Annotated in this window: 27 protein-coding genes and 2 pseudogenes; 25 read left to right on the top strand and 4 right to left on the bottom strand. The window is 46.4% G+C overall.

Annotation, left to right across the window (positions count from 1 at the left end; translation table 11 throughout):
• Window positions 1–11: 11 nt before the first annotated feature.
• Window positions 12–553 (bottom strand): annotated as a pseudogene (locus MKX80_RS12480) (GNAT family N-acetyltransferase).
• 148 nt (window positions 554–701) lie between these two features.
• Window positions 702–2177: an NCS1 family nucleobase:cation symporter-1 gene (locus MKX80_RS12475; protein ID WP_268343228.1), complete on the bottom strand. Its 1476-nt coding sequence runs from the start codon at window positions 2175–2177 to the stop codon at window positions 702–704.
• 262 nt (window positions 2178–2439) lie between these two features.
• Between MKX80_RS12475 and MKX80_RS12470 the strand changes: the two genes are divergently transcribed.
• The 19 genes from MKX80_RS12470 (at window position 2440) to MKX80_RS12380 (ending at window position 16976) form a co-directional block, all read left to right on the top strand.
• Window positions 2440–2739: a PTS sugar transporter subunit IIB gene (locus MKX80_RS12470; protein WP_003183185.1), complete on the top strand. Its 300-nt coding sequence runs from the start codon at window positions 2440–2442 to the stop codon at window positions 2737–2739.
• Window positions 2740–2756: 17 nt separating this feature from the next.
• Window positions 2757–4103, top strand: coding sequence for a PTS sugar transporter subunit IIC (locus MKX80_RS12465; RefSeq protein ID WP_154994233.1), 1347 nt, complete (start codon window positions 2757–2759; stop codon window positions 4101–4103).
• A 116-nt stretch (window positions 4104–4219) separates the two neighbouring features.
• Window positions 4220–4876 (top strand): stage II sporulation protein M, encoded by a 657-nt coding sequence (gene spoIIM / locus MKX80_RS12460; protein WP_154994235.1) that lies wholly within the window; start codon window positions 4220–4222, stop codon window positions 4874–4876.
• 118 nt (window positions 4877–4994) lie between these two features.
• A complete protein-coding gene (gene fur / locus MKX80_RS12455) occupies window positions 4995–5444 on the top strand; it encodes a ferric iron uptake transcriptional regulator (protein ID WP_003183178.1) in 450 nt (149 codons plus the stop codon).
• A 120-nt stretch (window positions 5445–5564) separates the two neighbouring features.
• Window positions 5565–5789: a YqzK family protein gene (locus MKX80_RS12450; protein ID WP_023855929.1), complete on the top strand. Its 225-nt coding sequence runs from the start codon at window positions 5565–5567 to the stop codon at window positions 5787–5789.
• 6 nt (window positions 5790–5795) lie between these two features.
• The gene (gene xerD / locus MKX80_RS12445) at window positions 5796–6686 is read left to right on the top strand and encodes a site-specific tyrosine recombinase XerD (protein WP_154994237.1); all 891 of its coding nucleotides are present in this window, start codon (window positions 5796–5798) and stop codon (window positions 6684–6686) included.
• Window positions 6687–6878: 192 nt separating this feature from the next.
• On the top strand, window positions 6879–8063 hold the full coding sequence (gene deoB / locus MKX80_RS12440) for a phosphopentomutase (protein ID WP_154994239.1): 1185 nt from the start codon (window positions 6879–6881) through the stop codon (window positions 8061–8063).
• Between the two features lie 20 nt (window positions 8064–8083).
• Window positions 8084–8890: a purine-nucleoside phosphorylase gene (locus tag MKX80_RS12435; protein ID WP_339228581.1), complete on the top strand. Its 807-nt coding sequence runs from the start codon at window positions 8084–8086 to the stop codon at window positions 8888–8890.
• Window positions 8891–9047: 157 nt separating this feature from the next.
• Window positions 9048–10220: a D-alanyl-D-alanine carboxypeptidase family protein gene (locus MKX80_RS12430; protein WP_154994242.1), complete on the top strand. Its 1173-nt coding sequence runs from the start codon at window positions 9048–9050 to the stop codon at window positions 10218–10220.
• A gap of 93 nt (window positions 10221–10313) precedes the next feature.
• A complete protein-coding gene (spoIIAA, locus tag MKX80_RS12425) occupies window positions 10314–10667 on the top strand; it encodes an anti-sigma F factor antagonist (RefSeq protein ID WP_152847085.1) in 354 nt (117 codons plus the stop codon).
• Window positions 10664–11104: an anti-sigma F factor gene (gene spoIIAB / locus MKX80_RS12420; protein WP_043927039.1), complete on the top strand. Its 441-nt coding sequence runs from the start codon at window positions 10664–10666 to the stop codon at window positions 11102–11104. Before spoIIAA ends, spoIIAB begins: the two co-directional genes overlap by 4 nt.
• Window positions 11105–11116: 12 nt before the next feature.
• Window positions 11117–11884, top strand: a complete 768-nt coding sequence (gene sigF / locus MKX80_RS12415; RefSeq protein ID WP_003183162.1) for an RNA polymerase sporulation sigma factor SigF — start codon at window positions 11117–11119, stop codon at window positions 11882–11884.
• A 168-nt stretch (window positions 11885–12052) separates the two neighbouring features.
• Entirely contained in the window at window positions 12053–12673 is a 621-nt protein-coding gene (locus MKX80_RS12410) for a stage V sporulation protein AA (protein ID WP_154994244.1), read from the top strand.
• On the top strand, window positions 12663–13088 hold the full coding sequence (locus tag MKX80_RS12405; protein WP_003183156.1) for a stage V sporulation protein AB: 426 nt from the start codon (window positions 12663–12665) through the stop codon (window positions 13086–13088). The genes MKX80_RS12410 and MKX80_RS12405 overlap by 11 nt, the downstream gene beginning before the upstream one ends.
• 13 nt (window positions 13089–13101) lie before the next feature.
• Window positions 13102–13551 (top strand): stage V sporulation protein AC, encoded by a 450-nt coding sequence (spoVAC, locus tag MKX80_RS12400; protein ID WP_154994246.1) that lies wholly within the window; start codon window positions 13102–13104, stop codon window positions 13549–13551.
• Between the two features lie 12 nt (window positions 13552–13563).
• The gene (gene spoVAD, locus MKX80_RS12395; RefSeq protein ID WP_154994248.1) at window positions 13564–14583 is read left to right on the top strand and encodes a stage V sporulation protein AD; all 1020 of its coding nucleotides are present in this window, start codon (window positions 13564–13566) and stop codon (window positions 14581–14583) included.
• A 1-nt stretch (window position 14584) separates the two neighbouring features.
• A complete protein-coding gene (gene spoVAE / locus MKX80_RS12390) occupies window positions 14585–14935 on the top strand; it encodes a stage V sporulation protein AE (protein WP_154994250.1) in 351 nt (116 codons plus the stop codon).
• Between the two features lie 6 nt (window positions 14936–14941).
• On the top strand, window positions 14942–15544 hold the full coding sequence (locus tag MKX80_RS12385; protein ID WP_154994252.1) for a stage V sporulation protein AE: 603 nt from the start codon (window positions 14942–14944) through the stop codon (window positions 15542–15544).
• Window positions 15504–16976 carry a spore germination protein gene (locus MKX80_RS12380; RefSeq protein WP_154994254.1) on the top strand — a complete coding sequence of 491 codons (1473 nt, stop codon included), beginning with the start codon at window positions 15504–15506 and terminating at the stop codon, window positions 16974–16976. Before MKX80_RS12385 ends, MKX80_RS12380 begins: the two co-directional genes overlap by 41 nt.
• 44 nt (window positions 16977–17020) lie before the next feature.
• On the opposite strand, the gene MKX80_RS12375 is transcribed toward MKX80_RS12380, so the two are convergent.
• Complete coding sequence (locus MKX80_RS12375) at window positions 17021–17350, bottom strand: hypothetical protein (protein ID WP_154994256.1); 330 nt, start codon at window positions 17348–17350, stop codon at window positions 17021–17023.
• A 364-nt stretch (window positions 17351–17714) separates the two neighbouring features.
• On the opposite strand from MKX80_RS12375, the gene lysA reads away from it, so the two are divergent.
• Both lysA and MKX80_RS12365 read left to right on the top strand, forming a co-directional pair.
• On the top strand, window positions 17715–19034 hold the full coding sequence (lysA, locus tag MKX80_RS12370; protein WP_154994258.1) for a diaminopimelate decarboxylase: 1320 nt from the start codon (window positions 17715–17717) through the stop codon (window positions 19032–19034).
• A 237-nt stretch (window positions 19035–19271) separates the two neighbouring features.
• The gene (locus MKX80_RS12365) at window positions 19272–20132 is read left to right on the top strand and encodes a poly-gamma-glutamate hydrolase family protein (RefSeq protein ID WP_268294255.1); all 861 of its coding nucleotides are present in this window, start codon (window positions 19272–19274) and stop codon (window positions 20130–20132) included.
• Here MKX80_RS12365 and MKX80_RS12360 read toward each other — a convergent pair.
• Entirely contained in the window at window positions 20129–21025 is an 897-nt protein-coding gene (locus MKX80_RS12360) for a DUF1002 domain-containing protein (protein ID WP_154994264.1), read from the bottom strand. The two genes, MKX80_RS12365 and MKX80_RS12360, sit on opposite strands and share 4 nt — an antisense overlap.
• Before the next feature lie 337 nt (window positions 21026–21362).
• On the opposite strand from MKX80_RS12360, the gene MKX80_RS12355 reads away from it, so the two are divergent.
• The 4 genes and pseudogenes from MKX80_RS12355 (at window position 21363) to MKX80_RS12340 (ending at window position 24083) form a co-directional block, all read left to right on the top strand.
• Complete coding sequence (locus tag MKX80_RS12355) at window positions 21363–21800, top strand: peptidylprolyl isomerase (RefSeq protein WP_003183133.1); 438 nt, start codon at window positions 21363–21365, stop codon at window positions 21798–21800.
• A 225-nt stretch (window positions 21801–22025) separates the two neighbouring features.
• Entirely contained in the window at window positions 22026–23156 is a 1131-nt protein-coding gene (locus tag MKX80_RS12350) for a Rap family tetratricopeptide repeat protein (RefSeq protein ID WP_154994266.1), read from the top strand.
• Window positions 23146–23487, top strand: coding sequence for a hypothetical protein (locus MKX80_RS12345; protein WP_268327116.1), 342 nt, complete (start codon window positions 23146–23148; stop codon window positions 23485–23487). The genes MKX80_RS12350 and MKX80_RS12345 overlap by 11 nt, the downstream gene beginning before the upstream one ends.
• A gap of 157 nt (window positions 23488–23644) precedes the next feature.
• A pseudogene (locus MKX80_RS12340) lies at window positions 23645–24083 on the top strand (Hsp20/alpha crystallin family protein).
• The last annotated feature ends 135 nt before the right edge of the window (window positions 24084–24218 follow it).

The raw sequence follows: 24218 nt of genomic DNA, 5'->3' as shown, positions 1-24218 counted from the left end.
AGTTATTCTTTCTATTTTCGATCGTGCCATCTTCCCATCACAATCGTGTTGTCATATGTGCCGTCAGAAAGCCGCTTGTCTTTTTTAAAAATTCCTTCTATTTTAAAGCCATGCTTTTGATATAGGGCAGAAGCCCTCTCATTTGTTTCCGACACGCGCAGGGTCATTTTTTTAATGCCTGCGGTATCAGCCCAAACAATCGATTCGTTTAAAAGGCGTTTTCCAATGCCGTATCCCCAAAACTTTTTCAACACGCATACGCCAAACTCCACTTGATGAGAGAAGCGTTTTAAATCCTGTCCGGCACATCTTGAAAGCCGAGAATCCTGTTTCGAGCGACCGCCACTAAAAACAAGCAGCGGTCATGTTCGCTGTCTCTTTTGATCAGCTCTCTAAAACCCGCTTCATCAATAAAACCTTCACCCTTTTCCCTGTCCAAATATTCGGTTTCTCCATCGATCTGTACCCTTACAGCAGATAATTCCTTTGCATCTTGTTGAACGGCTGGCCTGACAATGTAGCTCAGCCCTTTACCATCAAAGCGTTTGTTCATGAGATACTCCAATCATTTTTTATATCCATTAGTCTATCACATTCCTTAGCTCGAATTTGTTTAAAATGACTGAATATAACAAAAAATGGACCGCGAATGGCGTTTTCGCGGTCCTTGAGCTGGTTCGGCCGTTACCTTGAGCCCGTGCTTATACATTGCTTTCGGCAGCGTAGTCAGCGGTTTTATCTCTAAGGACGTCGGGTGGATGGATGCGCATCAAAAAGATGTATGCGGCAAATGCGAGCAGCACGCCTGAAAACCATGAAATATCATAGAGGGGTTTCAGGGCCGGTAAGTATGTCCCGATCAAAGACATAAACGCTCCGAGCCCAACTGTGGCAAAGGCGCGGTAATTGTAGCCTTTATAGTACGTGTACCTTCCGGTTAGAGAGTAGAGATCTTCGATGTGAAGCGTGCGCTTTCGGATGATAAAATAATCGGCAAGCATAACGCCTGCGACCGGCCCCAATATTCCGCCGATTGTGCCGAGAAAGGAAAACACACTTGCTTCATTCTCCATCAGCTTCCATGGGAAAGTGAACAGGGCCAAAACAGCTGTTAAATAGCTGCCACGCTTAAAATTGATATATTTCGGCAAAAAATTGGCCAGATCATAGGCCGGCGAGACAATATTTGCCGCAACGTTTACCGAAATGGCGGCGATGCAAAGCGTCATGACCGAAAGAGCGATCACATACGGATTGTCAAAATAGGTGAGAATATCGACAACGTCCCAAATCGGCTCCCCGAAGGCAGCCTGCGAGCCGGAGGTGACGGTAATGCTTGCAAATGCAAACAGTACGAATGTGCCCGGCAAACCGTAAAACTGTCCTCTGATTTGTTCTTTTTGGGAGGCTGCAAACCTCGTAAAATCGGGAATGTTCAAAATGAGTGTCGCCCATATGCCGATAATCCCCGTCACACCGGTAAGAAATGGCCAAATCAATTCACCGAATGTCTGAAATTTTCCCGGCTGCGAATAAATCGGACCGAGTCCCCCCGCAATATCGACCGCCCACCACACCATCCCGCCAAAGACGAGATAAACGAGCGGGCCGGCCCAAACTTCAAACTTTCTAATCGACTCCATCCCGTGGTGGAGGACGAGAAGATGAATTCCCCAAAAGAAAACAAATGACAAAAGACCCGATAAATGCAATCCAAACAAGTTCCAATCGCCGCCGATGTCTTTCCAGCCGCTCCACACATTTAAGATCAGGATGTTGATCGCCGTGCTTCCCGCAAACGCTTGAATGCCGAACCACATCATCGCTACAAAACCCCTGAGGAGCGCCGGAATATTGGCCCCGTATATCCCGAAAGAAGATCTGATTAACACGGGAAAAGGCACGCCGTATTTTGCGCCGGCATGTCCATTTAAAGCGAGGGCTGCATAGAGCACGATCGAAGCGACAGCGATAATCCCAAGCACTTGCCACGGAGAAAGTCCGATCGCAATCAGCCCGCCAACCGTTGCGTAAGTCGGGATGTTATGGATGCAGCCCATCCAGATCGATGCGAAATTGACCGCTTTCCATGTGCGTTCCTCAGGCTTCAGAGGCTGCAGGTCGCTGTTTGAGAGCGTGCTGTCTGTTTGAACTTTTTCATGATGAACAGATTTCATGTAATCCCTCCGGTTATTTTTAAGGGGAAATATAACTTATTATCCTGAAAAATTCATTAGATAAACTAAACAAATATTTCAAGGCGTTTGTTGAGGTTGACTAAACGAGCCGTTTGGAGCAGATATAAAAATATTGATTTTTATGAAACAGTTGTCTATCTCGATCATAGGATAAAAGACCAGGTTGAAATATTACTCCGCATCATAATGAAAGCGTTTTCTGTACAGCGGAGGAAAAGGGGAATCCGAAGGGGGTTAACAAATGAAGAAAATTTTATTGGTTTGTGCGGCCGGCATGTCTACGAGCCTGCTTGTCAGCAGAATGAAAAAGCATGCAGAAGCGCTGAACGAAGAGGTCGACATCATTGCTCTTCCTGTATCCGAAGCCGGGACTGCCGCGTCAAGCGCGGACGTCGTATTGTTGGGGCCGCAAGTCAGGTACCAAAAGTCACAGGTTGAGGCGAGCGCAGGAGACACGCCGGTCCAGGTGATCGACATGCGAGACTACGGCACCATGAACGGCGAAGCTGTGCTGCAAAAAGCGCTGCAGCTGATGAAATAAAAGGAGGGGAGACAGGGATGAGCGGGTTTATGGAGAAGTTTGAGCGGAACGTGGAACGGTTTTTGGTTCCCGTTGCGGCTAAACTGAACTCACAGCGCCATATATGTGCAATAAGAGATGCTTTTATTCTATCATTTCCGATTATTATGGCAGGATCGATTATCATTTTATTAAATTTTGCTATTTTATCACCGGACGGGTTTATCGCCAAAATTTTATTCCTTGAAAAGGTGTTTCCGAACTTGGCTGATTATCAGTCGGTCTTTACGCCCGTACTGCGGGGATCGCTCGATATAATGTCGATATTTGTCGTGTTTCTCGTCGCACGCAATTTAGCCATCTCAATGAAAGCGGATGAACTGCTTGCCGGATTAACGGCTGTATCCTGTTATTTTATCATTTATTCACCGTACCGGCTGATCGAAAACGAGAGCTTTTTAACGACGAAGTGGCTCGGCGCCCAAGGACTGTTCGTCGCCTTAATCATCGGGATCATCGTCGGTGAAGTGTTCAGCAGGCTTTCAAATGCCAAGCGCCTGCAAATTCATATGCCTCCGCAGGTGCCGCCTGCGGTCGCCCGGACATTTAAAGTGCTGTTTCCGATCATCTTCATTACGATTGGTTTTGCGGTGTTAAGCTTTGCGCTGATGTCTCTGTCGAAAAACGGTCTGCATGAATTGGTGTATACTGTGCTGCAGGCGCCGTTGAGAGAGATGGGAACGAATATTTTCACCGTTGTTTTTCTTGGAGTCGTCGCCAACTTTTTATGGCTGTTCGGCATTCACGGTCCGAATACAATCGCGGCGATCAGAGAAACGATCTTTGCAGAAGCAAACCTTGAAAACCTCGCTTTTGCCGCCAAAACAGGCTCTGCCTGGAACGCCCCGTTTCCTGAAACATGGGCGCTGAATGACGCCTTTGCAAACTACGGGGGATCGGGCATGACGCTGGGGCTTTTGATCGCAATATTCATCGCTTCAAAGCGGCGGGATTATAAAGACATCGGCAAGCTCTCGATCGGGCCGGGAATATTTAATATTAATGAACCTGTCATTTTCGGACTTCCGGTCGTGCTCAATCCGATCTTCATGATTCCCTTTATCATCGTTCCGGCAGTCAATACTGTCATCGGCTATTTGTTCATCAAGTTTCAGCTGATCCCGCCAATCGCATACGCTGTTCCCTGGACAACGCCCGGGCCGTTAATTCCGTTTCTCGGGACCGGAGGAAACTGGCTTGCGCTCGGCGTCGGCTTTCTCTGCCTCGCCATTTCAACGATGATTTATCTGCCGTTTGTGATGGCTGCCAACAAAACCGTGAATACGGACAGGGAGCATTCTGCGGAAAACAGGGAGGAATCATAACTTTATCGGGGCGCCTTTTACTTACGGGCGCCTGTCTTTTTTCAAAAAAAGTCATGCGGCTCTCTTTTCTCTCATACAATCTATTAAAATCAAAAGCACGTCTGGGAGGAAGATACATGCGGAAGCCCACAATCAAAGAGCTCATCTTTCAACATATGAAGGATCATCTGTCGATCTATTTATTTGTTTCTGTGCTGTTTTTAATGGGTGTGATTTTCGGAGCGGTCATCGTCAACAGCATGACGATCGGTCAAAAAGAAGATTTGTTCTACTATTTGAATCAATTTTTTGGACAGCTTTCCGAAGGAAAAGCAGCCAGCTCAAAGGAAATGTTTTTGCAGAGCTTTCTTCATAATATGAAATATTTAGGCTTAATGTGGATTCTCGGGATTTCCATCATCGGCCTGCCCGTCATTTTTATCATGGTCTTCTTAAAAGGGATCGTCGTCGGATTTACAGTCGGCTTTTTGGTCAATCAAATGGGAATCAACGGCTTTTTCCTGTCTTTTGTCTCCGTGCTCCCGCAAAATATTCTGCTGATCCCGGCTTACTTGATCATGGGCACCTGTGCCATTGCCTTTTCGATGAGGCTCATCCGCCAGCTTTTTGTCAAACGCAGTCTTGCAGAAGCGCCTGTCCATTGGTTTGGCCGGTACGCTTTTGTGCTCGTCCTGATTCTCGCAATGTCTCTTATCTCCTCTTCCTTTGAAGCATATCTTTCGCCGCTGTTGATGGAAAAGCTGACGGAGTACGTCTTGCCGAAACAGCATTAATTTATAATGATTATTAAAAAATATTCATTTTGTTTCTCAATTTATAATGATTATAGTTGGCTCCCTGCGCTTGTTTTGTTATAATAAGCTAGGTAATGCGGCGTAGGAGGGAAAGTCAATGGAAACACGTATTGATCGGATTAAAAAGCAACTGCATTCTTCCAGCTATAAACTCACCCCTCAGCGCGAGGCTACTGTAAGGGTGCTGCTTGAGAATGAGGAAGACCATTTAAGCGCAGAAGATGTATACCTCCTCGTAAAAGAGAAATCTCCTGAGATTGGTCTTGCGACAGTATATCGTACTCTTGAACTGTTAACTGAATTAAAAGTAGTGGATAAAATCAATTTTGGCGACGGTGTGTCAAGATATGACCTCCGCAAAGAAGGTGCCGCCCATTTCCATCACCACCTGGTTTGCATGGAGTGCGGTTCGGTTGTTGAAATTGAAGAAGATTTGCTTGAAGACGTGGAAGAAATCATTGAAAAGGATTGGAAATTTAAAATAAAAGACCACAGGCTGACGTTCCACGGCATCTGTCATGACTGTCAGCAAAAGGAATCGGAATAGTCTAAACCGGAGAGAACCCTTTCAGCCATGAGCGGGTTCTTTTTTGATTCAGACGTATAAAACTTGTCTCATTTGGCATAAGTTTTAGTAATCGAATTAAAAGAAGGGACCTGAAACCGTATGAAAATGCTGAAAACGGCTGCCGATATGATCAAGGTGTTTGTGCTGTTTACCGGTTTTACCGTCTTGTTTTATTATGCTATGATATGGATAAATTCAGAGTATGAAAACTATCATCGGTATGATAAACCTGAAGGAGCAGCCCTCAAGGTCGCCTCGATGGAAGGGGACGAGCAGGGCAGCTGGTTTAACCGGTTAATCTTTTTTTATTTGAACGGGGAGTAGGATAGCGTGAAAGTTCATATTAAAGACTTTATACACTACGCCGTTGTTGAACGGGGGCTTTCCCACAACACGGTTGTGAGCTATGAACGGGATTTGAACAGCTACGCCGCCTATTTAGAGGAACAGGAGCAGCTGAGCTCTTTTGACCAGGTGACAAGGCTTTCCATCATCCAGTTTTTAAAGCATTTAAAAGACGCCGGAAAATCCGGTAAGACGGTTGCGAGGCATCTCGCTTCCATCCGCAGCTTTCACCAGTTTCTGCTGAGGGAAAAAGTGACGGCCCAGGACCCGTCCGTCCATATTGAGTCGCAAAAAACGGAACGGACGCTGCCGAAGGTGCTGTCATTACAGGAAGTCGAAACGCTTCTGGATACGCCGAAGCTGACGGGGCCGTTCGGCTACCGCGATAAAGCGATGCTGGAGTTATTGTATGCGACAGGGATCCGCGTCAGCGAGATGATCGCATTAAAGCTGTCCGATGTCCATTTATCGATGGGCTTTATCCGCTGCTTCGGTAAAGGAAGAAAGGAACGGATCGTTCCGCTCGGCGAAGCGGCGTCACATGCGGTCGGCGAATATCTGTCAAAAGCGAGGGGAAAGCTTTTGAAAAAAAATACCGAAGACGCCCTGTTCCTGAATCATCACGGCAGACAGATGAGCCGCCAGGGATTTTGGAAAAATTTAAAGAAAATTGCCTTGGAAGCGGGAATTAATAAAGAGTTGACGCCGCACACGCTGAGGCACTCTTTCGCCACACACCTGCTCGAAAACGGAGCCGATCTCCGGGCCGTTCAGGAAATGCTCGGACACGCCGACATTTCGACGACGCAAATTTATACGCACGTGACGAAAACAAGGTTGAAAGACGTGTATAAGCAATACCATCCCCGTGCATAGCCTAAAAGGACAGGCGAAGCACGGTTTTTCATGTTGAGTGAGCAGCGAATTGCGGGAAGTTTCTCACTATTCCCGTTCGTATTGTCAACTGTTGTGTAAACGGTTTATACTTGGCTAATAGCGGTATTTTGGTTTTTTTATGCCAAGCGTGACAGCCTATAGCTGACAGAAAGAAAAAAAGGAGGCCGACAAATGCCTGCATTTGATTACAACCGCGTATTTTTAATTGTGATGGATTCCGTTGGAATCGGCGAGGCGCCTGATGCCGAAAAATTTAATGACAAAGGCGCAGATACATTGGGCCACATTGCCGAACACATGGGAGGCATCAGCCTGCCGAACATGGCGAAGCTCGGGCTCAGCAACATCCGTGAAATCAAAGGGGTTGAAAAGGCAGAAGAGCCGCTTGCCTATTACGGCAAAATGAAAGAAGCCTCAAACGGAAAAGATACGATGACTGGACATTGGGAGATTATGGGGCTTTACATAGACAAACCTTTCCGGGTGTTTCCCGAAGGTTTTCCGGACGAATTGATCCATGAACTTGAACAGAAGTCCGGAAGAAAAGTGATTGGAAACAAGCCTGCATCAGGCACTGCGATTTTGGATGAACTCGGTGCGGAGCATATGGAAACCGGCGCGCTGATCGTCTACACCTCAGCAGACTCCGTTCTGCAGATTGCCGCACACGAAGAAGTCGTGCCTCTCGAGGAATTGTACAAGATCTGCGAGATCGCGCGCGAGCTTACGCTTGACGAAAAATATATGGTCGGACGCGTCATTGCCAGACCGTTTGTCGGCAAGCCGGGCGAATTTAAACGGACGCCGAACCGCCATGATTATGCGCTGAAGCCGTTCGACAGAACCGTGATGAATGAATTGAAAGATGACAGCTTTGATGTGATTGCGATCGGCAAAATCTCCGATATTTACGACGGCGAGGGCATTACGGAATCGCTTAGAACGAAGTCGAATATGGACGGGATGGACAAGCTGGTGCAAACGCTTGACAAAGATTTTACAGGGATCAGCTTTGTAAACCTCGTGGACTTTGATGCGCTGTTCGGACACCGCCGTGATCCTGAAGGATACGGAAAAGCGCTTGAAGAGTTCGACGCGCGCCTTCCTGAAGTGTTTGAAAAAATGCGCGAAGACGATCTGCTCATCATTACCGCCGACCACGGCAATGATCCGGTTCACCATGGCACAGATCATACAAGGGAGTACGTGCCGCTTCTTGTATACAGCAAAAAACACGAAAAGCCCGGGGCGCTTCCGCTCGCAGATACATTCGCGGACATCGGCGCGACGATCGCCGACAACTTTAAAACGAATATGCCAAAGTACGGAAAAAGCTTTTTATCCCTGCTGAAATAGGAGGAAACGACGTGAAACAGATGATTGCAAATGCCGCAGACTATATTAAAAGCAAAACGGAAATCAAACCGGCAGTCGGCCTGATTTTGGGATCCGGCCTTGGCGTGCTTGCTGATGAGATAGAAGACGCCGTTCGCATTAAATATGAAGACATCCCCGACTTTCCTGTTTCCACTGTTGAAGGACATGCCGGACAGCTTGTCATCGGCAGACTTGAAAATATACAAGTCGTCGCGATGCAAGGGCGTTTTCATTTTTACGAAGGGTATTCAATGGACAAGGTAACCTTTCCAGTCCGTGTTATGAAAGAGCTCGGGATCGAGACTTTAATCGTGACCAATGCCGCAGGCGGCGTCAATGAATCGTTCCGTCCTGGCGATTTGATGATCATATCCGATCATATCAATTATATGGGAACGAACCCGCTGATCGGTCCAAACGATTCCTCGCTGGGCGTCAGATTCCCTGATATGTCGTCCGCATATGATAAGGAACTGCGCCTCTTAGCGAAAAAAACAGCCGAAGAATTGAACATCAGTGTACAAGAAGGGGTTTATACAGCCGTTACAGGGCCTACATACGAAACGCCTGCCGAAGTGCGCTTCCTCAGAACGATCGGATCGGATGCCGTCGGCATGTCGACGGTTCCGGAAGTCATCGTGGCGAAACATTCGGGCCTTCGCGTGCTCGGCATTTCGTGTATATCAAACGCGGCAGCAGGGATCCTTGATCAGCCGCTTTCCCATGATGAAGTGATCGAAGTCACCGAAAAAGTAAAAGCCGACTTTTTGCGGTTTGTTAAAGCGGCCGTTGCCAAAATCGGCTAAAACTACAGAGAAGTTGAAATGTGAGCCAATGCAAGTTCAAATGAGAACCTGCATTGGCTCTTTCTTTTTGATCTCCGAGAAATTTTTTCCAACCGATCCGTATAAATCCAACCGGATTGGAAAAAATAGAGAGGATTACGAAATGGAGGTCTGGGTGATGAAACGTCATTTATCCAAATTGCTGATTTTTACGATAATCCTGATGACAGCGCCATCGGCGTTTGCAAAAGAGAGCGCAAAGAAACCGTCGGAGCTTGCTGATGACGCAAAATCTGCCGTTTTAATCGAGCGGGATACCGGTAAGGTGATGTATGACAAGAACAGCCGTGAAAAGCTTCCCCCGGCCAGCATGACAAAAGTGATGACCATGCTGCTGATCATGGAAGCTCTTGATGAAGGTAAGATTAAAATGAAAGACAAAGTCAGAACAAGCGAGTATGCCGCTTCAATGGGGGGTTCGCAAATTTTTCTTGAACCCGGTGAAGAAATGACGGTTGAAGATATGCTGAAAGGGATCGCCATCGGATCGGGTAATGATGCCTCTGTTGCAATGGCAGAGCATATTGCCGGGTCTGAAGAGGAATTTGTCAAAAGAATGAATGAAAAAGCTGCTGAGCTCGGCCTCAAGGATACGTCTTTTCAAAATACGACAGGTCTGCCTGAAGAAGGCCATTACAGCACAGCCTATGACATGGCCCTCATGGCGAAAGAGCTTTTAAAATATGAAAACATCACGAAATTTACGGGAACGTATGAAGACTATCTGAGAGAAAACACTGATAAAAAATTCTGGCTCGTCAACACAAACCGCCTCATCAAATTTTATCCCGGCGTTGACGGAGTCAAGACCGGCTTTACAAATGAAGCAAAGTACTGCCTGACAGCTTCAGCGAAAAAAGGAAACATGCGCGTCATCGCTGTCGTTTTTGGAGCCAGCACGCCGAAAGAACGAAATGCCCAAATTACAAAAATGCTTGACTTTGCGTTCAGCCAATATGAAACGCATCCGATGTATAAACGCAATGAAATCATTTCCGATTTGAAGGTCAATAAAGGCCGTGAGCAAAAAATAAACCTTGTCACATCGGAACCGATTTCCCTTTTGACGAAAAAAGGCGAAAATATCGAATCTGTTAAAAAAGAAATCAAACAGAAGGAAGATATCCAGGCCCCTGTCAAAAAAGGCACAGAGCTTGGGACGCTCGTATTGAGAAAGGACGGAAAGGTTCTCGCTGAAAGTCCTCTTGTCGCAGAAAAAGACATGGATAAAGCGGGGATGTGGACGATGTTCAAGCGGACGATGACCCACTGGACGAAGTGGAGTGAATAATGCCGAACGGTCACTAGTTTTGTCACGGTGAAGGAATTTATAAAGTCTGAAGCGAAACACTCATTATCCGATTTAAACCAAGGAGGAATGAGGATGAGCCTCGGAATCGATATTCACGTCAAAGAATCCGTACTATGCATTCGGTTGACAGGTGAACTCGATCACCATACAGCAGAAACCTTGAGAAAACAAGTCAGTGACCATCTGGAACAATCCGACATTCGCCATATTGTCATGAATCTTGCAGACCTTTCGTTTATGGACAGTTCAGGGCTTGGCGTTGTGCTCGGCAGATATAAGGAGATTAAGCAGCTCGGCGGAGAAATGATCGTCTGCGCCATTTCTCCTGCTGTCAAACGTTTATTTGATATGTCCGGGCTGTTTAAAATCATTCGCCTTGAGCAATCAGAGCAGCGTGCACTTGAAACGTTGGGGGTGGCGTCATGAAAAATGAAATGAATATCCAGTTTACGGCACTCAGCCAAAACGAATCGTTTGCACGGGTGACAGTCGCTGCTTTTATCGCTCAGCTTGACCCGACGATGGATGAACTGACCGAAATTAAAACGGTCGTATCTGAAGCGGTCACAAACGCGATCATACACGGTTATGAAAACTCAGGGCAGGGAAACGTATACATTTCCGTCACCCTTCATGACCATATCGTCTATTTAACGATCCGTGACGAAGGAGTCGGTATCCCTGATCTTGAAGAAGCGCGCCAGCCCCTGTTCACGACAAAGCCCGAACTCGAACGGTCGGGAATGGGCTTTACGATCATGGAAAATTTCATGGATGATATTTCGATCGACTCCTCACCTGAGATGGGAACCACAATACACTTAACAAAGCACTTATCAAAAAGCAAAGCGCTTTGCAATTAAGGGAGATTTGTTATGGATGTGGAGGTTAAAAAAGAAAACCAGAACACTCAGCTTAAAGACCATGAAGTGAAAGAACTGATTAAAAACAGCCAGAACGGCGATCAAAAAGCAAGGGACCTCCTCATAGAAAAAAACATGCGTCTTGTTTGGTCTGTCGTTCAGCGTTTTTTGAACAGAGGCTATGAGCCTGATGACCTCTTTCAAATCGGCTGCATCGGCCTCTTAAAGTCGGTGGACAAATTCGATCTTTCCTATGACGTTCGGTTTTCCACCTACGCCGTCCCGATGATTATCGGGGAGATTCAGCGGTTTATCAGAGATGACGGAACCGTCAAAGTGAGCCGCTCGCTGAAAGAGCTCGGCAACAAAATCCGGCGGGCGAAAGACGAGCTTTCCAAATCAAACGGCCGGATTCCGACCGTTCAGGAAATCGCCGATTATCTCGAAATCAGTTCGGAAGAGGTCGTGATGGCTCAGGAAGCGGTCCGCTCTCCTTCGTCCATTCATGAAACGGTTTACGAAAACGACGGAGACCCGATTACACTTCTGGATCAAATCGCCGATCAGTCGGAAGAGAAGTGGTTCGATAAAATCGCTTTAAAGGAAGCTATCAAGGATTTGGATGAACGGGAAAAGCTGATTGTTTATTTAAGGTATTACAAAGACAAGACGCAATCTGAAGTTGCCGACCGCCTCGGCATATCCCAGGTGCAAGTGTCGAGACTTGAGAAAAAGATTTTAAAGCAAATCAAAAACCAGATGGATCATTTTGAAAGCTGAGTCTGCTCCTGTTACAGGCAGCCTCGGATGTCTGATGAAAAACCGGACGCTCTTTTGGAGCGCTCCGGTTTTTTTTTGTGGTAATTTATGGTCTTTTGCTGCTTGCTGAATGATAAATGAGATGTACTTCATACTACAACTATAACCATCATATAGGAAGTGACCCAGATGGAACGTCAAGTTTTTATCAGACTCCGCCACCGGCTTAAGGCAGATCCCGATGAATTGATTCTGCTCGGCCATATCGCACAGGTAGCGGGTGACCGCCGATACAAAGAAAAGCTTGAACGACTGCCTATTTATCAGGTCAGCAAAGCGGATCAAAGCATGGTGGTCTTGGACGTGATGAAGGTGATTGAAGCTGTACATAAATCGTTTCCTGACCTTGATGTCCAAACCGTCGGCGGTTCTGAAACCATCGTGGAGATCCAATATCCGAAAAGGGATCTGTCGCCCGTGTTGTTCATCGCCGTCTGGCTGCTCCTGTTCGTCGGTGCCGGCCTTGCCGTCATGAACTTTCATGAAGATGTCAGCATGAGGGAAGTGCACATCCTGCTTTACGAAATGGTGACGGGCAAGGTGAACCGCTATCCATACCTTTTGCAGGTTCCGTACAGCATCGGTCTCGGGCTCGGCATGATCTTGTTTTTTAATCATTTATTTAAGAAACGATTTAACGAGGAGCCCAGCCCTCTGGAGGTCGAGATGTTTAAATATCAGCTTGATTTGGACCATTATGTGGCCTTGCACGAAAACAAAGAAACGACAAAGGATATTCATGATCATTAGCGTGATATTTATCATCTTTCTCGGACTTGCAGGAGGGGTCGCAGTTGGATCCGGCTTTGTCGCTTTTCTCACCGTGCTTGGCATTATCCCGAGGCTGACTCAGCTGACGAAAACGAAAGGGTTTATCCAGGCGTATGAATGGGCTGTCATTCTGGGCGCGGTTTTTGGAGGATGGGAATCGCTGAACATGTCCCGCTTTTTTTTATCCAAATGGCTGCTTGTTCCGATCGGTCTTTTTGCGGGCGTTTTCATCGGAATGCTTGCAGCGGCGCTTACAGAAGTATTGAATGTGCTGCCGATATTGGCGAAACGAATCGGCATGGGGGACAGGATTTTGATTCTTTTAATGGCCATTGTTTTCGGGAAGATTCTTGGCTCGATGTTCCAATGGCTCATATTTGTTCATCTGTCATAAAAGGAGGATTATGATGTCAAGTTTGAAAGATAATTATCAATCGAAAGTCAAAGCGTATCAGCCAACACCGCCTTATGTACTGAACTGTATCAAGGCTTTTCTCGTCGGAGGCCTGATCTGTGCGATCGGCCAGGCGTTCCAGAATTTTTATATGGCCGTGTTCAACTTTGATGAAAAAACGGCAGGGAATCCGACGGTTGCCACGCTAATCTTAATCTCCGCTCTGTTAACGGGTCTTGGCGTCTACGACAGAATCGGCCAGTTTGCCGGTGCGGGTTCTGCTGTTCCGATTACAGGATTTGCTAACAGTATGACGAGCGCCGCGCTTGAGCACAAAAGCGAAGGATACGTCCTCGGCGTGGGAACCAATATGTTTAAGCTGGCGGGAAATGTCATCGTCTTCGGCGTTGCGGCCGCTTATATTGTGGGGATGATCCGCTTTGCTTTTGATAAGCTGTTTTAGGAGGAAAACAACATGAAATTAACAGGAAAACAAACATGGGAGTTCGAGAACCCGCTGTTTGTTAACTCGAGCGGAACAGCGGTCGGTCCCAAGGAAAAAGAAGGGCCTCTTGGACACTTATTTGACAAAACGTATGATGAAATGCACTGCAACCAGAAAAACTGGGAGATGGCAGAGCGCAAGCTGATGGAGGATGCGGTTCAGTCCGCGTTATCAAAACAAAATCTTAAAAAGGAAGACATCGATATCTTTTTGGCGGGTGACCTGCTCAACCAAAACGTGACTGCCAACTATGTGGCGAGGCATTTGAAAATTCCTTTTCTCTGCTTATTTGGAGCATGCTCGACATCAATGGAATCGATCGCGATCAGTTCGGCATTGATTGACGGAGGTTTCGCAAAGCGTGCCCTGGCGGCAACCAGCAGCCATAATGCGACGGCTGAAAGGCAGTTTCGCTACCCGACGGAATACGGGGGCCAAAAGCCGGGAACCGCGACATCCACAGTGACCGGAAGCGGAGCAGTCGTCCTCAGCCAGCAGCCCGGCGGAATCAAAATCACCAGCGCAACCGTCGGAAGGGTTATCGACTTGGGGATTACCGATTCGCAAGATATGGGGTCAGCGATGGCACCCGCTGCTGCGGATACGATCAAGCAGCATTTGGAGGATCTGGGACGCACACCTGATGATTACGATCTGATTTTAACCGGCGATCTTTCAGGTGTCGGCAGCCCGATTTTAAAGGATCTGTTAAAAGAGGAAGGAATCAATGTCGGGACAAAGCATAATGACTGCGGGCTGATGATCTATACGCCTGACCAGCAGGTTTTTGCAGGCGGAAGCGGATGTGCTTGTTCTGCAGTCGTCACTTTTGCCCACATTTTCAAAGAAATTGAAGCGGGCAGGCTGAACAGAGTGCTTGTTGTAGCGACAGGCGCCCTTTTGAGCCCGACGATCATTCAGCAAAAAGAATCGATTCCTTGCATTGCCCATGGCGTCGTATTTGAACGAGCCGAAAGGGGGAACGCCTAAGATGGAGTATGTCATTGCTTTTATTGCAGGCGGGCTGATTTGCGTAATCGGCCAGCTCTTGCTTGATGTCTTTAAAATGACGCCGGCCCATGTCATGACAACTTTTGTCGTATCAGGAGCCATTCTGGACGGATTCGGCATTTACGACCGTTTTATCGAATTTGCCGGTGCCGGGGCTACGGTTCCGATTGTCAGTTTCGGCCACTCCCTTTTGCACGGTGCAATGCACCAAGCCGAGGAACACGGCTTTATCGGGATTGCCATGGGGATATTCGAACTGACGTCTGCCGGTATATCCTCCGCTATTTTGTTTGCTTTTCTTGTTGCCGTGATTTTTAAACCGAAAGGATAAAGGATAATGCCAGCAAAACGCAAGGTCATTTTGGTCACAGACGGCGATATTTACGCTGCAAAAGCAATCGAATATGCAGCAAGAAAAACGGGTGGCCGTTGCATTTCCCAATCGGCGGGGAATCCAAGCGTTAAAACAGGACCGGAGCTTGTATCCATGATCCTGCAAACCCCTCATGATCCTGTATTCGTCATGTTTGATGATTCCGGACTTCAAGGCGAAGGGCCGGGAGAGACAGCTATGAAATATGTGGCGGTGCATCCCGGTATCGAGGTGCTCGGGGTCATCGCCGTCGCTTCAAAAACTCATTATGCAGAGTGGACGAGGGTCGATGTATCAATCGATGCAGAAGGCGAACTGACAGAGTACGGCGTCGATAAACACGGGGTCAAAGAGCTTGATGTCAAACGAATGAACGGTGATACGGTCTATTGCCTTGACCAGCTGGATGTTCCGATCATTGTCGGAATCGGTGATATCGGTAAGATGAACAGAAAAGACGATGTGGAAAAAGGTTCGCCGATTACAATGAAAGCGGTCGAGCTCATTTTAGAAAGGAGCGGGTATCATGAGTGCTCAAAAGCAGGAGAAGACGAACGTATTCCTTGATCCTTCTAAGAATGAAGCGTATTTTAAGAAGCGGGTCGGCATGGGAGAAAGCTTTGACCTTGGCGTACGCAAGGTCTTTATTCTCGGCCATGAAGTTCAACTTTATTATGTCAACGGATTGTGCGACACACAATACATCATTCACCTGTTAAGGGAACTCGTGCATCTGAATGATAAAGAAAAAGAGTCGGGCGAGGTTGAAGAGATTGTCGAAAACAGGCTTTTGAACCAGCAGGTTTCAAAAGCAGAAACGCTTGATGAAGCGGTCGACCAAGTGTTGTCAGGACTGGTTGCCATCATCGTCGAAGATGCGGGGTTTGCTTTTATCATCGATGTCAGAAGCTATCCGGGCAGAACGCCGGAAGAGCCTGATACAGAAAAAGTCGTACGCGGTGCAAGGGACGGATTCGTCGAGAACATTATCGTCAACACAGCCCTGATCAGACGCCGGATCAGAGATGAGCGCCTGCGCTATAAAATGCTTCATATCGGTGAACGCTCCAAAACAGACATCTGTCTCTGCTATTTGGAAGATGTCGCAGATCCCGATCTTGTTGAAGTATTAAAAAAAGAGATTGAAGATGTGAAGATCGACGGGCTGCCGATGTCGGATAAATCGGTAGAGGAATTCCTTGTCGGCCAAGGCTTCAACCCGTTTCCGCTCGTCAGGTTTACGGAAAGGGCGGATGTAGCCGCAAGCCATATTTTAGAGGGGCATGTCATCGTGATCGTCGATACGTCGCCAAGCGTCATCATTACGCCGACCACTTTGTTTCATCATGTACAGCATGCTGAGGAATACAGACAGACGCCGGCTGTTGGAACGTTTTTAAGGTGGGTGCGGTTTTTCGGTATTTTGGCCTCCACCTTTTTGCTGCCGCTTTGGCTGCTGTTTGTCATTCAGCCGTCACTGTTGCCTGATAATTTATCGTTTATCGGTTTAAACAAAGACACTCATATTCCGATTATCATGCAGATTTTCCTGGCGGATCTCGGCGTCGAATTTTTAAGAATGGCCGCCATTCATACGCCGACGGCGCTTTCGACTGCAATGGGCCTGATCGCTGCCGTATTGATCGGTGATATCGCGATCAATGTCGGCTTGTTTTCTCCTGAAGTCATTTTATACGTTTCCCTCTCGGCAATCGGAGCTTATACGACACCAAGCTACGAGCTGAGTCTGGCGAATAAAATGGTGAAGCTGTTTATGCTGATATTGGTAGCGCTCTTTAAAGTAGAGGGATTTGTCATCGGATTAACGATCTTAACTATAGTGATGACTTCGATCAGGTCATTGCGGACTCCTTACTTATGGCCGCTCCTCCCGTTCAATGGAAAAGCGTTTTGGCATGTTCTCGTGCGCACTTCTGTTCCCGGGGGAAAAGTCAGGCCGAGCATCGTTCATCCGAGAAACCGGTCCAGACAGCCGTGAACCCGGCATTCCAAGAGGCTTTTCCCCAGGGAAAAGCCTCTTTTTCAGTAATCGAATTCCGGTCTTTGAGTCCCGATGCCTCTGTATTCGTTGGCAGAAATCGCGACTGCCCGGAGGCTGCAAATGTTGTTCTGTCTTCTGATCGGATAGACGACATACAACATTTCGCGGCCGAACGGGTCAATCGTTGACGAATGCAGGAAAACCTCAGTTCCTCTCCGCCAAAATCTCGTATTCGCCGGAGCTGTAATAATCTGCCCTTCATAAGGCTCATAAATTCTCTGCTCATCATGTGCAGCCGGCTGATAAGGGTCGTATGCATTTTCCGGTGTATAGCCGGGAGCCGGAGTGTAGGGGTAACGATTTGGATACATATGATAACCTCTTTCCCACTTCGTTTTTTGGGTTTCATCTTTAAGATTATATTCAGGTAAATGCCTATTTGTATGGGCGAAAATCTCGGTTTTTCGGTTCTTTTTTTAATTGAATGGACGTTGTGTATGCCTATTTCTATCAAGTGCTGTTTTCTGTTATTCTAGAATCAATAGAATGGATTAGTTTTTCAGGGAATTATTCCCTTTGTAAATCAAGAAAATTTGGACAAATGGTGGTTTAGTTTTTAAAATGAAATGTTATAATACAACATAAGAATCGCACTATCATGAAGCCGGAAGATGCATCGGGCAGCAACCGGACCGCCCCTTGCACCTTTGTAGATAGAGAAAGAGGGAATGACAATTGTTTTTACATGGTACTAGCAGACAAAATGAAAGAGGACACCTCGAAATCGGCGGTGTCGATGTTCTATCATTGGCAGAAAGATACGGAACACCTCTTTATGTATACGATGTTGCGCTGATTAGAGAGCGCGCCCGAAAATTCCAGAAGGCATTCACGGAAGCCGGTTTAAAAGCGCAGGTAGCGTATGCAAGCAAGGCGTTTTCATCGGTTGCCATGATTCAGCTTGCCGAACAAGAGGGGCTGTCACTGGATGTGGTATCGGGAGGAGAGCTTTTCACTGCGATCAAAGCAGGGTTCCCAGCTGAGCGGATTCATTTTCACGGAAACAATAAGAGCCCTGAAGAACTAGCCATGGCTCTGGAGCATCAAATCGGCTGCATCGTGCTCGATAACTTTCACGAGATCGCCATTACAGAAGAGCTTTGCAACCGATCAGGACAAACTGTAGACGTTTTGCTCAGAATCACGCCGGGAGTTGAAGCGCACACGCACGATTATATTACGACGGGACAGGAAGATTCGAAATTCGGTTTTGATCTGCACAATGGACAGGTCGAACAAGCCATCGAACAAGTTCTTCGCTCATCTGCGTTTAAGCTCCTCGGTGTGCACTGTCACATCGGTTCGCAAATTTTTGATACGGCAGGATTTGTCCTTGCAGCAGACAAGATTTTTGAAAAGCTGGCTGAATGGAGGGAGACTTACTCATTCATCCCGGAAGTGCTCAATCTTGGCGGGGGCTTCGGCATCCGCTATACAAAAGACGACGAGCCGCTCGCAGCTGATGTTTATGTTGAAAAAATCATCGAGGCGGTCAAAGCAAATGCCGAGCATTTTGGCTTTGACATCCCTGAGATTTGGATCGAACCAGGCAGGTCTCTCGTCGGAGATGCGGGGACTACTCTGTACACTATCGGTTCGCAAAAAGAGGTGCCGGGGATTCGCAAATATGTAGCCATCGACGGCGGCATGAGCGATAATATCAGACCGGCGCTTTATGAGGCAAAATACGAAGCGGCCGTCGCCAACAGGATGAATGATGCTTGTCATGATACCGCATCGATCGCAGGAAAATGCTGTGAAAGCGGAGATATGCTGATTTGGGATTTGGAAATCCCCGAAGTCCGTGATGGAGATGTGCTAGCCGTTTTTTGCACAGGTGCATACGGCTACAGCATGGCCAACAACTACAACCGCATTCCGCGCCCGGCCGTCGTCTTTGTCGAGGATGGAGAAGCGCAGCTCGTCATTCAAAGAGAGACGTATGAGGATATCGTCAAGCTGGATCTGCCGCTGAAATCGAAAGTAAAACAATAAAAAAATGGAGATTCCCTCAAGGGGAGTCTCCATTTTTTATTCAAGCTTGAAAACACTTCCCGGCCATCGGGAGGTGTTTTTTTGTAAAAAAGATTATGACATGCATAGAACAGCGACCGGGCTAATTGTATATAATATTGAGAATTTAACAAAAATTTAACAAAGGAGATGATAAAGGCAATGATCAAGGTGAAAAGGATGAGTTTTGCTGATTTCGTGGATTTAGAGGCGGAGTAGATGAAACCGGCCAAAGTATCCCTACTCCACCGCATGCTCCAGTGCCTGAAGCAATGTGTTGATTGTAACACAGTGAAGCGTTTTACAGCAATAAACAGTTTTGTGAATATTTTATTAATTTCTGCTGTGATCTCATTCCCATATTCTGCTGCGGCCCATAGTGTAACACAGTCCGGTGATAAATATTCAAGCTTTGAAGAATTGGAGCGGAATGAAGATCCGGCGTCTTACCGAATGACGGAGAAGGACGCAAGAGTGCCGATGCTTATCATGGCCATCCATGGAGGCGGCATCGAACCCGGAACAAGTGAGATCGCCAATGAAGTGTCCAAAAACTATTCCCTATACTTGTTTGAAGGGCTGAAATCATCAGGCAATACGGACCTTCACATTACAAGCACGCGTTTTGACGAGCCAGCGGCTCTCGCAATCACTGCAAGCCACCTGTACGTCATGTCGCTTCACGGCTATTACAGTGAAGACCGCCATATTAAAGTGGGCGGGACAGACCGCGCTAAAATCAGAATATTGGTTGATGAGCTGAACCGCTCGGGGTTTGCCGCTGAAATGCTGGCGACAGACGACAAGTATGCCGGAACCCATCCGAATAACATCGCCAACAAGTCGCTTTCCGGGCTGAGCATTCAGCTTGAAATGAGCACAGGTTTTCGCAAATCTTTATTCGATCGGTTCACACTAAAAGACAGGGCAGCGACGCAAAACGAAACGTTTTACCGATTTACAAAACTGCTGACAGATTTTATTCATGAAAACTATGAAGAAGACGGAGGGGACTTCCCCTCTGCAAAAATAAAACACCTCCTTCAATTGAAAAAGGAGGTGTTTTGGCAGTTGTGTTAACCGTTGGACTCTGAGGTGCCGCCGCTGGTGAATACGGAAACGATGGCGTTCCACAGAGACACAAAGAAGTCGATCAGTTTTTGAAGGAAATTTTGTCCTTCTTCAGAATCCAGGAATTTCGTGATTTTATCCTTTGCTTTGTCAAGCTGGTCTCCAACCTGGTTCCAGTCGATATTAATATTTTTCATGTTATTAAATAAAGAAATGAGAGATTGTTTCTGATCCTCTGTGAGCGTCACGCCCAATTCGGAGGCAGCCGAATCAATCGTTTTCTCCAATTCCTCTTTCGATTCAGGAACCCCGTTTTTCGAGATTTCTTCCTTGACTTTGGCCATCAGCGCCGACGCGTTTTCACTGCCGATTTTCTCGCCAAGCTCTGAAGTGGTGACAAGCTCTTCATTCGCGACCTTTTTCACATCTTCGGAAATTTTTTCGCCCGAAGTCGTTTCATACGCTTTCATCAATCCGGTTAAAGCGGCTGTGCCTGACACTTCAAACGGAGCGGTGACATAAATTTTGGCGTCTTTTACACCGGCTGTCATCAGCGCGTTCAAATACATTTCATCTGTAATTGTGCTGATATTGTGTGTCTGAACTTCCAAACCGGTGCCTTTTTTCGCTACGGTAATTGAAGAAGAAGAAATCGCTCTTGATCCGATTTGTGATTTCGGTATATAATTCCCTAAATATTTATGCTCTTCATCATTTGTCACCTCGATGATGGTCGCATTTTCAGGCGCATTCATTTCTTTTAATACTTTTTGTCTGTCCTGGCTTGACAAGTCTTTCCCCAGCGTGACGATGACATCACCCACTGCGGCGTCAGCAAAGCTGACCTGCGGGAAAATGAGCAGACACAATGCTGTAAAGATTCCTAGTATCGATTTTTTCAAGCTCAATGCCCTCCTTAAAAATGCAGGCTTCAGGCAGAATTGCTGTACTTTTAAAGAAGCCTGCCGGAACGGAAATAATGCGTTCCGAAATATAGACGGATGAAAGATGAGGGAGGTTTCAAAGAAAAGAAGAGAGAAATTTCTCTTCAAGTCAAATGCCCTCCCGGTATCGTATCACACCGCTCTTTTATCATTCATGATTTTCACAGGCGATTCAACCTTTTTTTAAAATCTTTTACAAAAGCGATACAAGAGCGGCGTTTATTTCAGGTCGATTGGCTCTGTGCTTCTTCTATATGATATAATGACCCTTGTGAAATGAAAGGAGAGAATCAAGATGGCTAAAAAAGGATACATACAACTGACAAACGGCAAAAAAATCGAGTTTGAACTATATCCGGATGCGGCGCCGGGAACTGTCGCCAACTTTGAAAAACTTGCAAACGAAGGGTTTTATGACGGGCTGAAGTTCCACCGCGTCATTCCGGGCTTCGTCAGCCAGGGAGGTTGCCCGCACGGCACCGGAACAGGCGGGCCTGGATATACGATTAAATGCGAGACAGAAGGGAATCCGCATAAACACGAAGCCGGTTCTCTCTCAATGGCTCACGCAGGAAAAGATACCGGAGGCAGCCAATTCTTTATCGTCCATGAGCCTCAGCCGCACTTGAACGGCGTTCATACCGTTTTCGGAAAGGTCACATCAGGTCTTGATGCCGTCACTTCAATGGAGCAGGGACAAGGCATGGAAAAAGTCGAAGTATTTGACGCATAGAAAGTACAAAAACAGCCCGTTTAGCCGGGCTGTTTTTTTGTCTGAAACGGTGTTCATTTTCCAGGTGCAACAGGACCAGGGACCGATTCTTCGTCCACATTCTACTAGGAAATTACGATGCTAATAAATAAAATAATTGTGAAAAAATGACCCTTTATGTAAAATATATTCAAGTGAAGAGCTAGATAGAGAACGCAATCTGTAAAAAAGGAAGGGGCGTAAGGGGTGAGCGTAAAAATCCCATCGACGGCAGTCGGCGTAAAAATTAATGACTGGTATAACGCGATACGCAAATTCAATGTCACGGACGCCGAAATGCTGAAGGCAGAAATTGAGCGCGAAATTTCTCAAATGGAAGAGGATCAAGACTTATTATTGTATTACGCCTTAATGGAATTCAGACACAGAATCATGCTTGATTACGTAAAACCTTTGGAAGAAGGCGAAACCCCGCCTGACTTTTCTGAAATATTAAAAGATATCGAAGATGAACAAGGAAAACTGACAGGCCTGCTTGAATATTATTTTAACTTTTTTAGAGGGATGTATGAATATAAAAACCATGATTATATTAAAGCGATCTCTTTTTACAGGCGCGCCGAAAAAAAGCTGCTGCACGTCGAGGACGAAATAGAGAGAGCCGAGTTTCATTTTAAAATGGCTGAAGTGTTTTATCATATGAAACAGAGCCATGTATCGATGAACTATGCGCTTCAAGCGATTGAAACCTATCAGGCGCATGAAACTTACAAGGTTCGGAGAATCCAATGCGAGTTCGTCATCGCAGGGAACTATGACGATCTGGAGTCGAATGAAAAAGCGCTGTCACATCTTGAAAAGGCGCTGAAGCTGTCACAGCAAGAAGGCCAGCTCATATTGGAAGGACACACCTATTATAATTTGGGAAACTGCTATTATAAGATGGGGGATTTCGATCAGGCAGCCGTATACTTCAACAGGGCTGCTGCGATTTATCAAGAAGAGTCATCAGATATTCTTCCAAAAGCGTTTTTCAGTCTTGCGCTTGCATATTTCAAGCTGAAGCAGCTCGAACAGGCGGATGACGCGTTAAACAAAGGAATTGACATCGCCCGCCGATCGGACGATTCGATCTATCTATCAAAATTTCATTTTTTAAAAGCCTTGTATGTTGATGATGACGGCAGGGCTCCAATGCTCGAAACTTTTCAGCTGCTCGGGTCAAAAAAGATGTATCCCGATATTGAGGACTTGGCATTGGAAGCAGCTGAATACTATAATGAAATTGGGCGCTTGAGCGACTCTGTTTATTTCTATCAAACGGTATTCAGTGCTCGAAAACAAATGAAAAAAGGGGACTGGTCGTATGAAATCTAAACTGTTGTTAACCGCCGCTGCTTCAGTAGCAGGACTTTCTTTGGCAAGTGCTGTGCTGATGACGCAAACAGATGGTATGAAAGTCGCCGAGAGAAATGTAACGTCCGCACCGGTGCAAATCGCCGAGAGAAATGTAACGTCCGCACCAGTGCAAATCGCCGAGAGAAACGTAACATCCGCACCGGTGCAAATCGCCGAGAGAAACGTAACATCCGCACCGGTGCAAATCGCCGAGAGAAACGTAACATCCGCACCGGTACAAGTTGCCGAGAGAAACGTAACATCTGTCAAAACGTCACCGATTCATATCGGAGAACGAAATGTAACATAATATTTCCGTAAAAGGGCAGTGCTTGGTCTATATCAGCACTGCTCTTTTTATGTCCGATAAAAAGCCGCTTCCGCCCTGAGCTTGGTCTCATACAGGCATGCATAAATCAAAGCGTACAGAAATCATAAGCTTATGAAAACATGAAGGAGGAAAGAAAATGCCGTTAGTACCTTATGAACCATTTAAACATTTGAAATACGATCAGAAGAGAGTTTGATCGGGTGTTTGCCGATTTTCCGGCGAACTTTGGAGGGGAGCATGGCATTGGCGATATCAGGGTTGATGTGCATGAAGCCGGGAATGAAATCGTCGCGTCCTGTGATCTCCCCGGCTTTGAAAGCAAAGAAGATGTTCATATCGAGGTTGAAAACAATATGCTTCATATTAGCGGATCCATCAACAGATCAAACGAAGTAAAAGAAGAAAACATGCACCGGAAAAAACGATTTACAGGACGGTTTCACAGATCAGTCGCGCTTCCGGCTCCAGTCAGCCATGAAGAGATAAAAGCTCCTTATAAGAACGGCGTGCTTGAAGTGAGAATGCCGAAAGACAAGCAGGACGATAAAAAGAGGATAGATGTGGAATTTCATTAAGGACACGAAAAAGGTCCCCTTTAGGGGACTTTTTTTTTTATTTTTTGAAACAAATAGCAAAAAAGTACGTATATTCTTGGAAGGAATGCTAAAATTTTTTATAATAAAACTCATCAGAACTAAAATAAGGAGATC

Origin of the sequence: Bacillus sp. FSL K6-0972 (genome assembly GCF_037976035.1) — a bacterium.
In the GTDB taxonomy this organism is placed as follows: domain Bacteria; phylum Bacillota; class Bacilli; order Bacillales; family Bacillaceae; genus Bacillus; species Bacillus haynesii.
The sequence above is the reverse complement of the archived record's forward strand: the minus strand, read 5'-3'. Positions and strand labels throughout refer to the sequence as shown.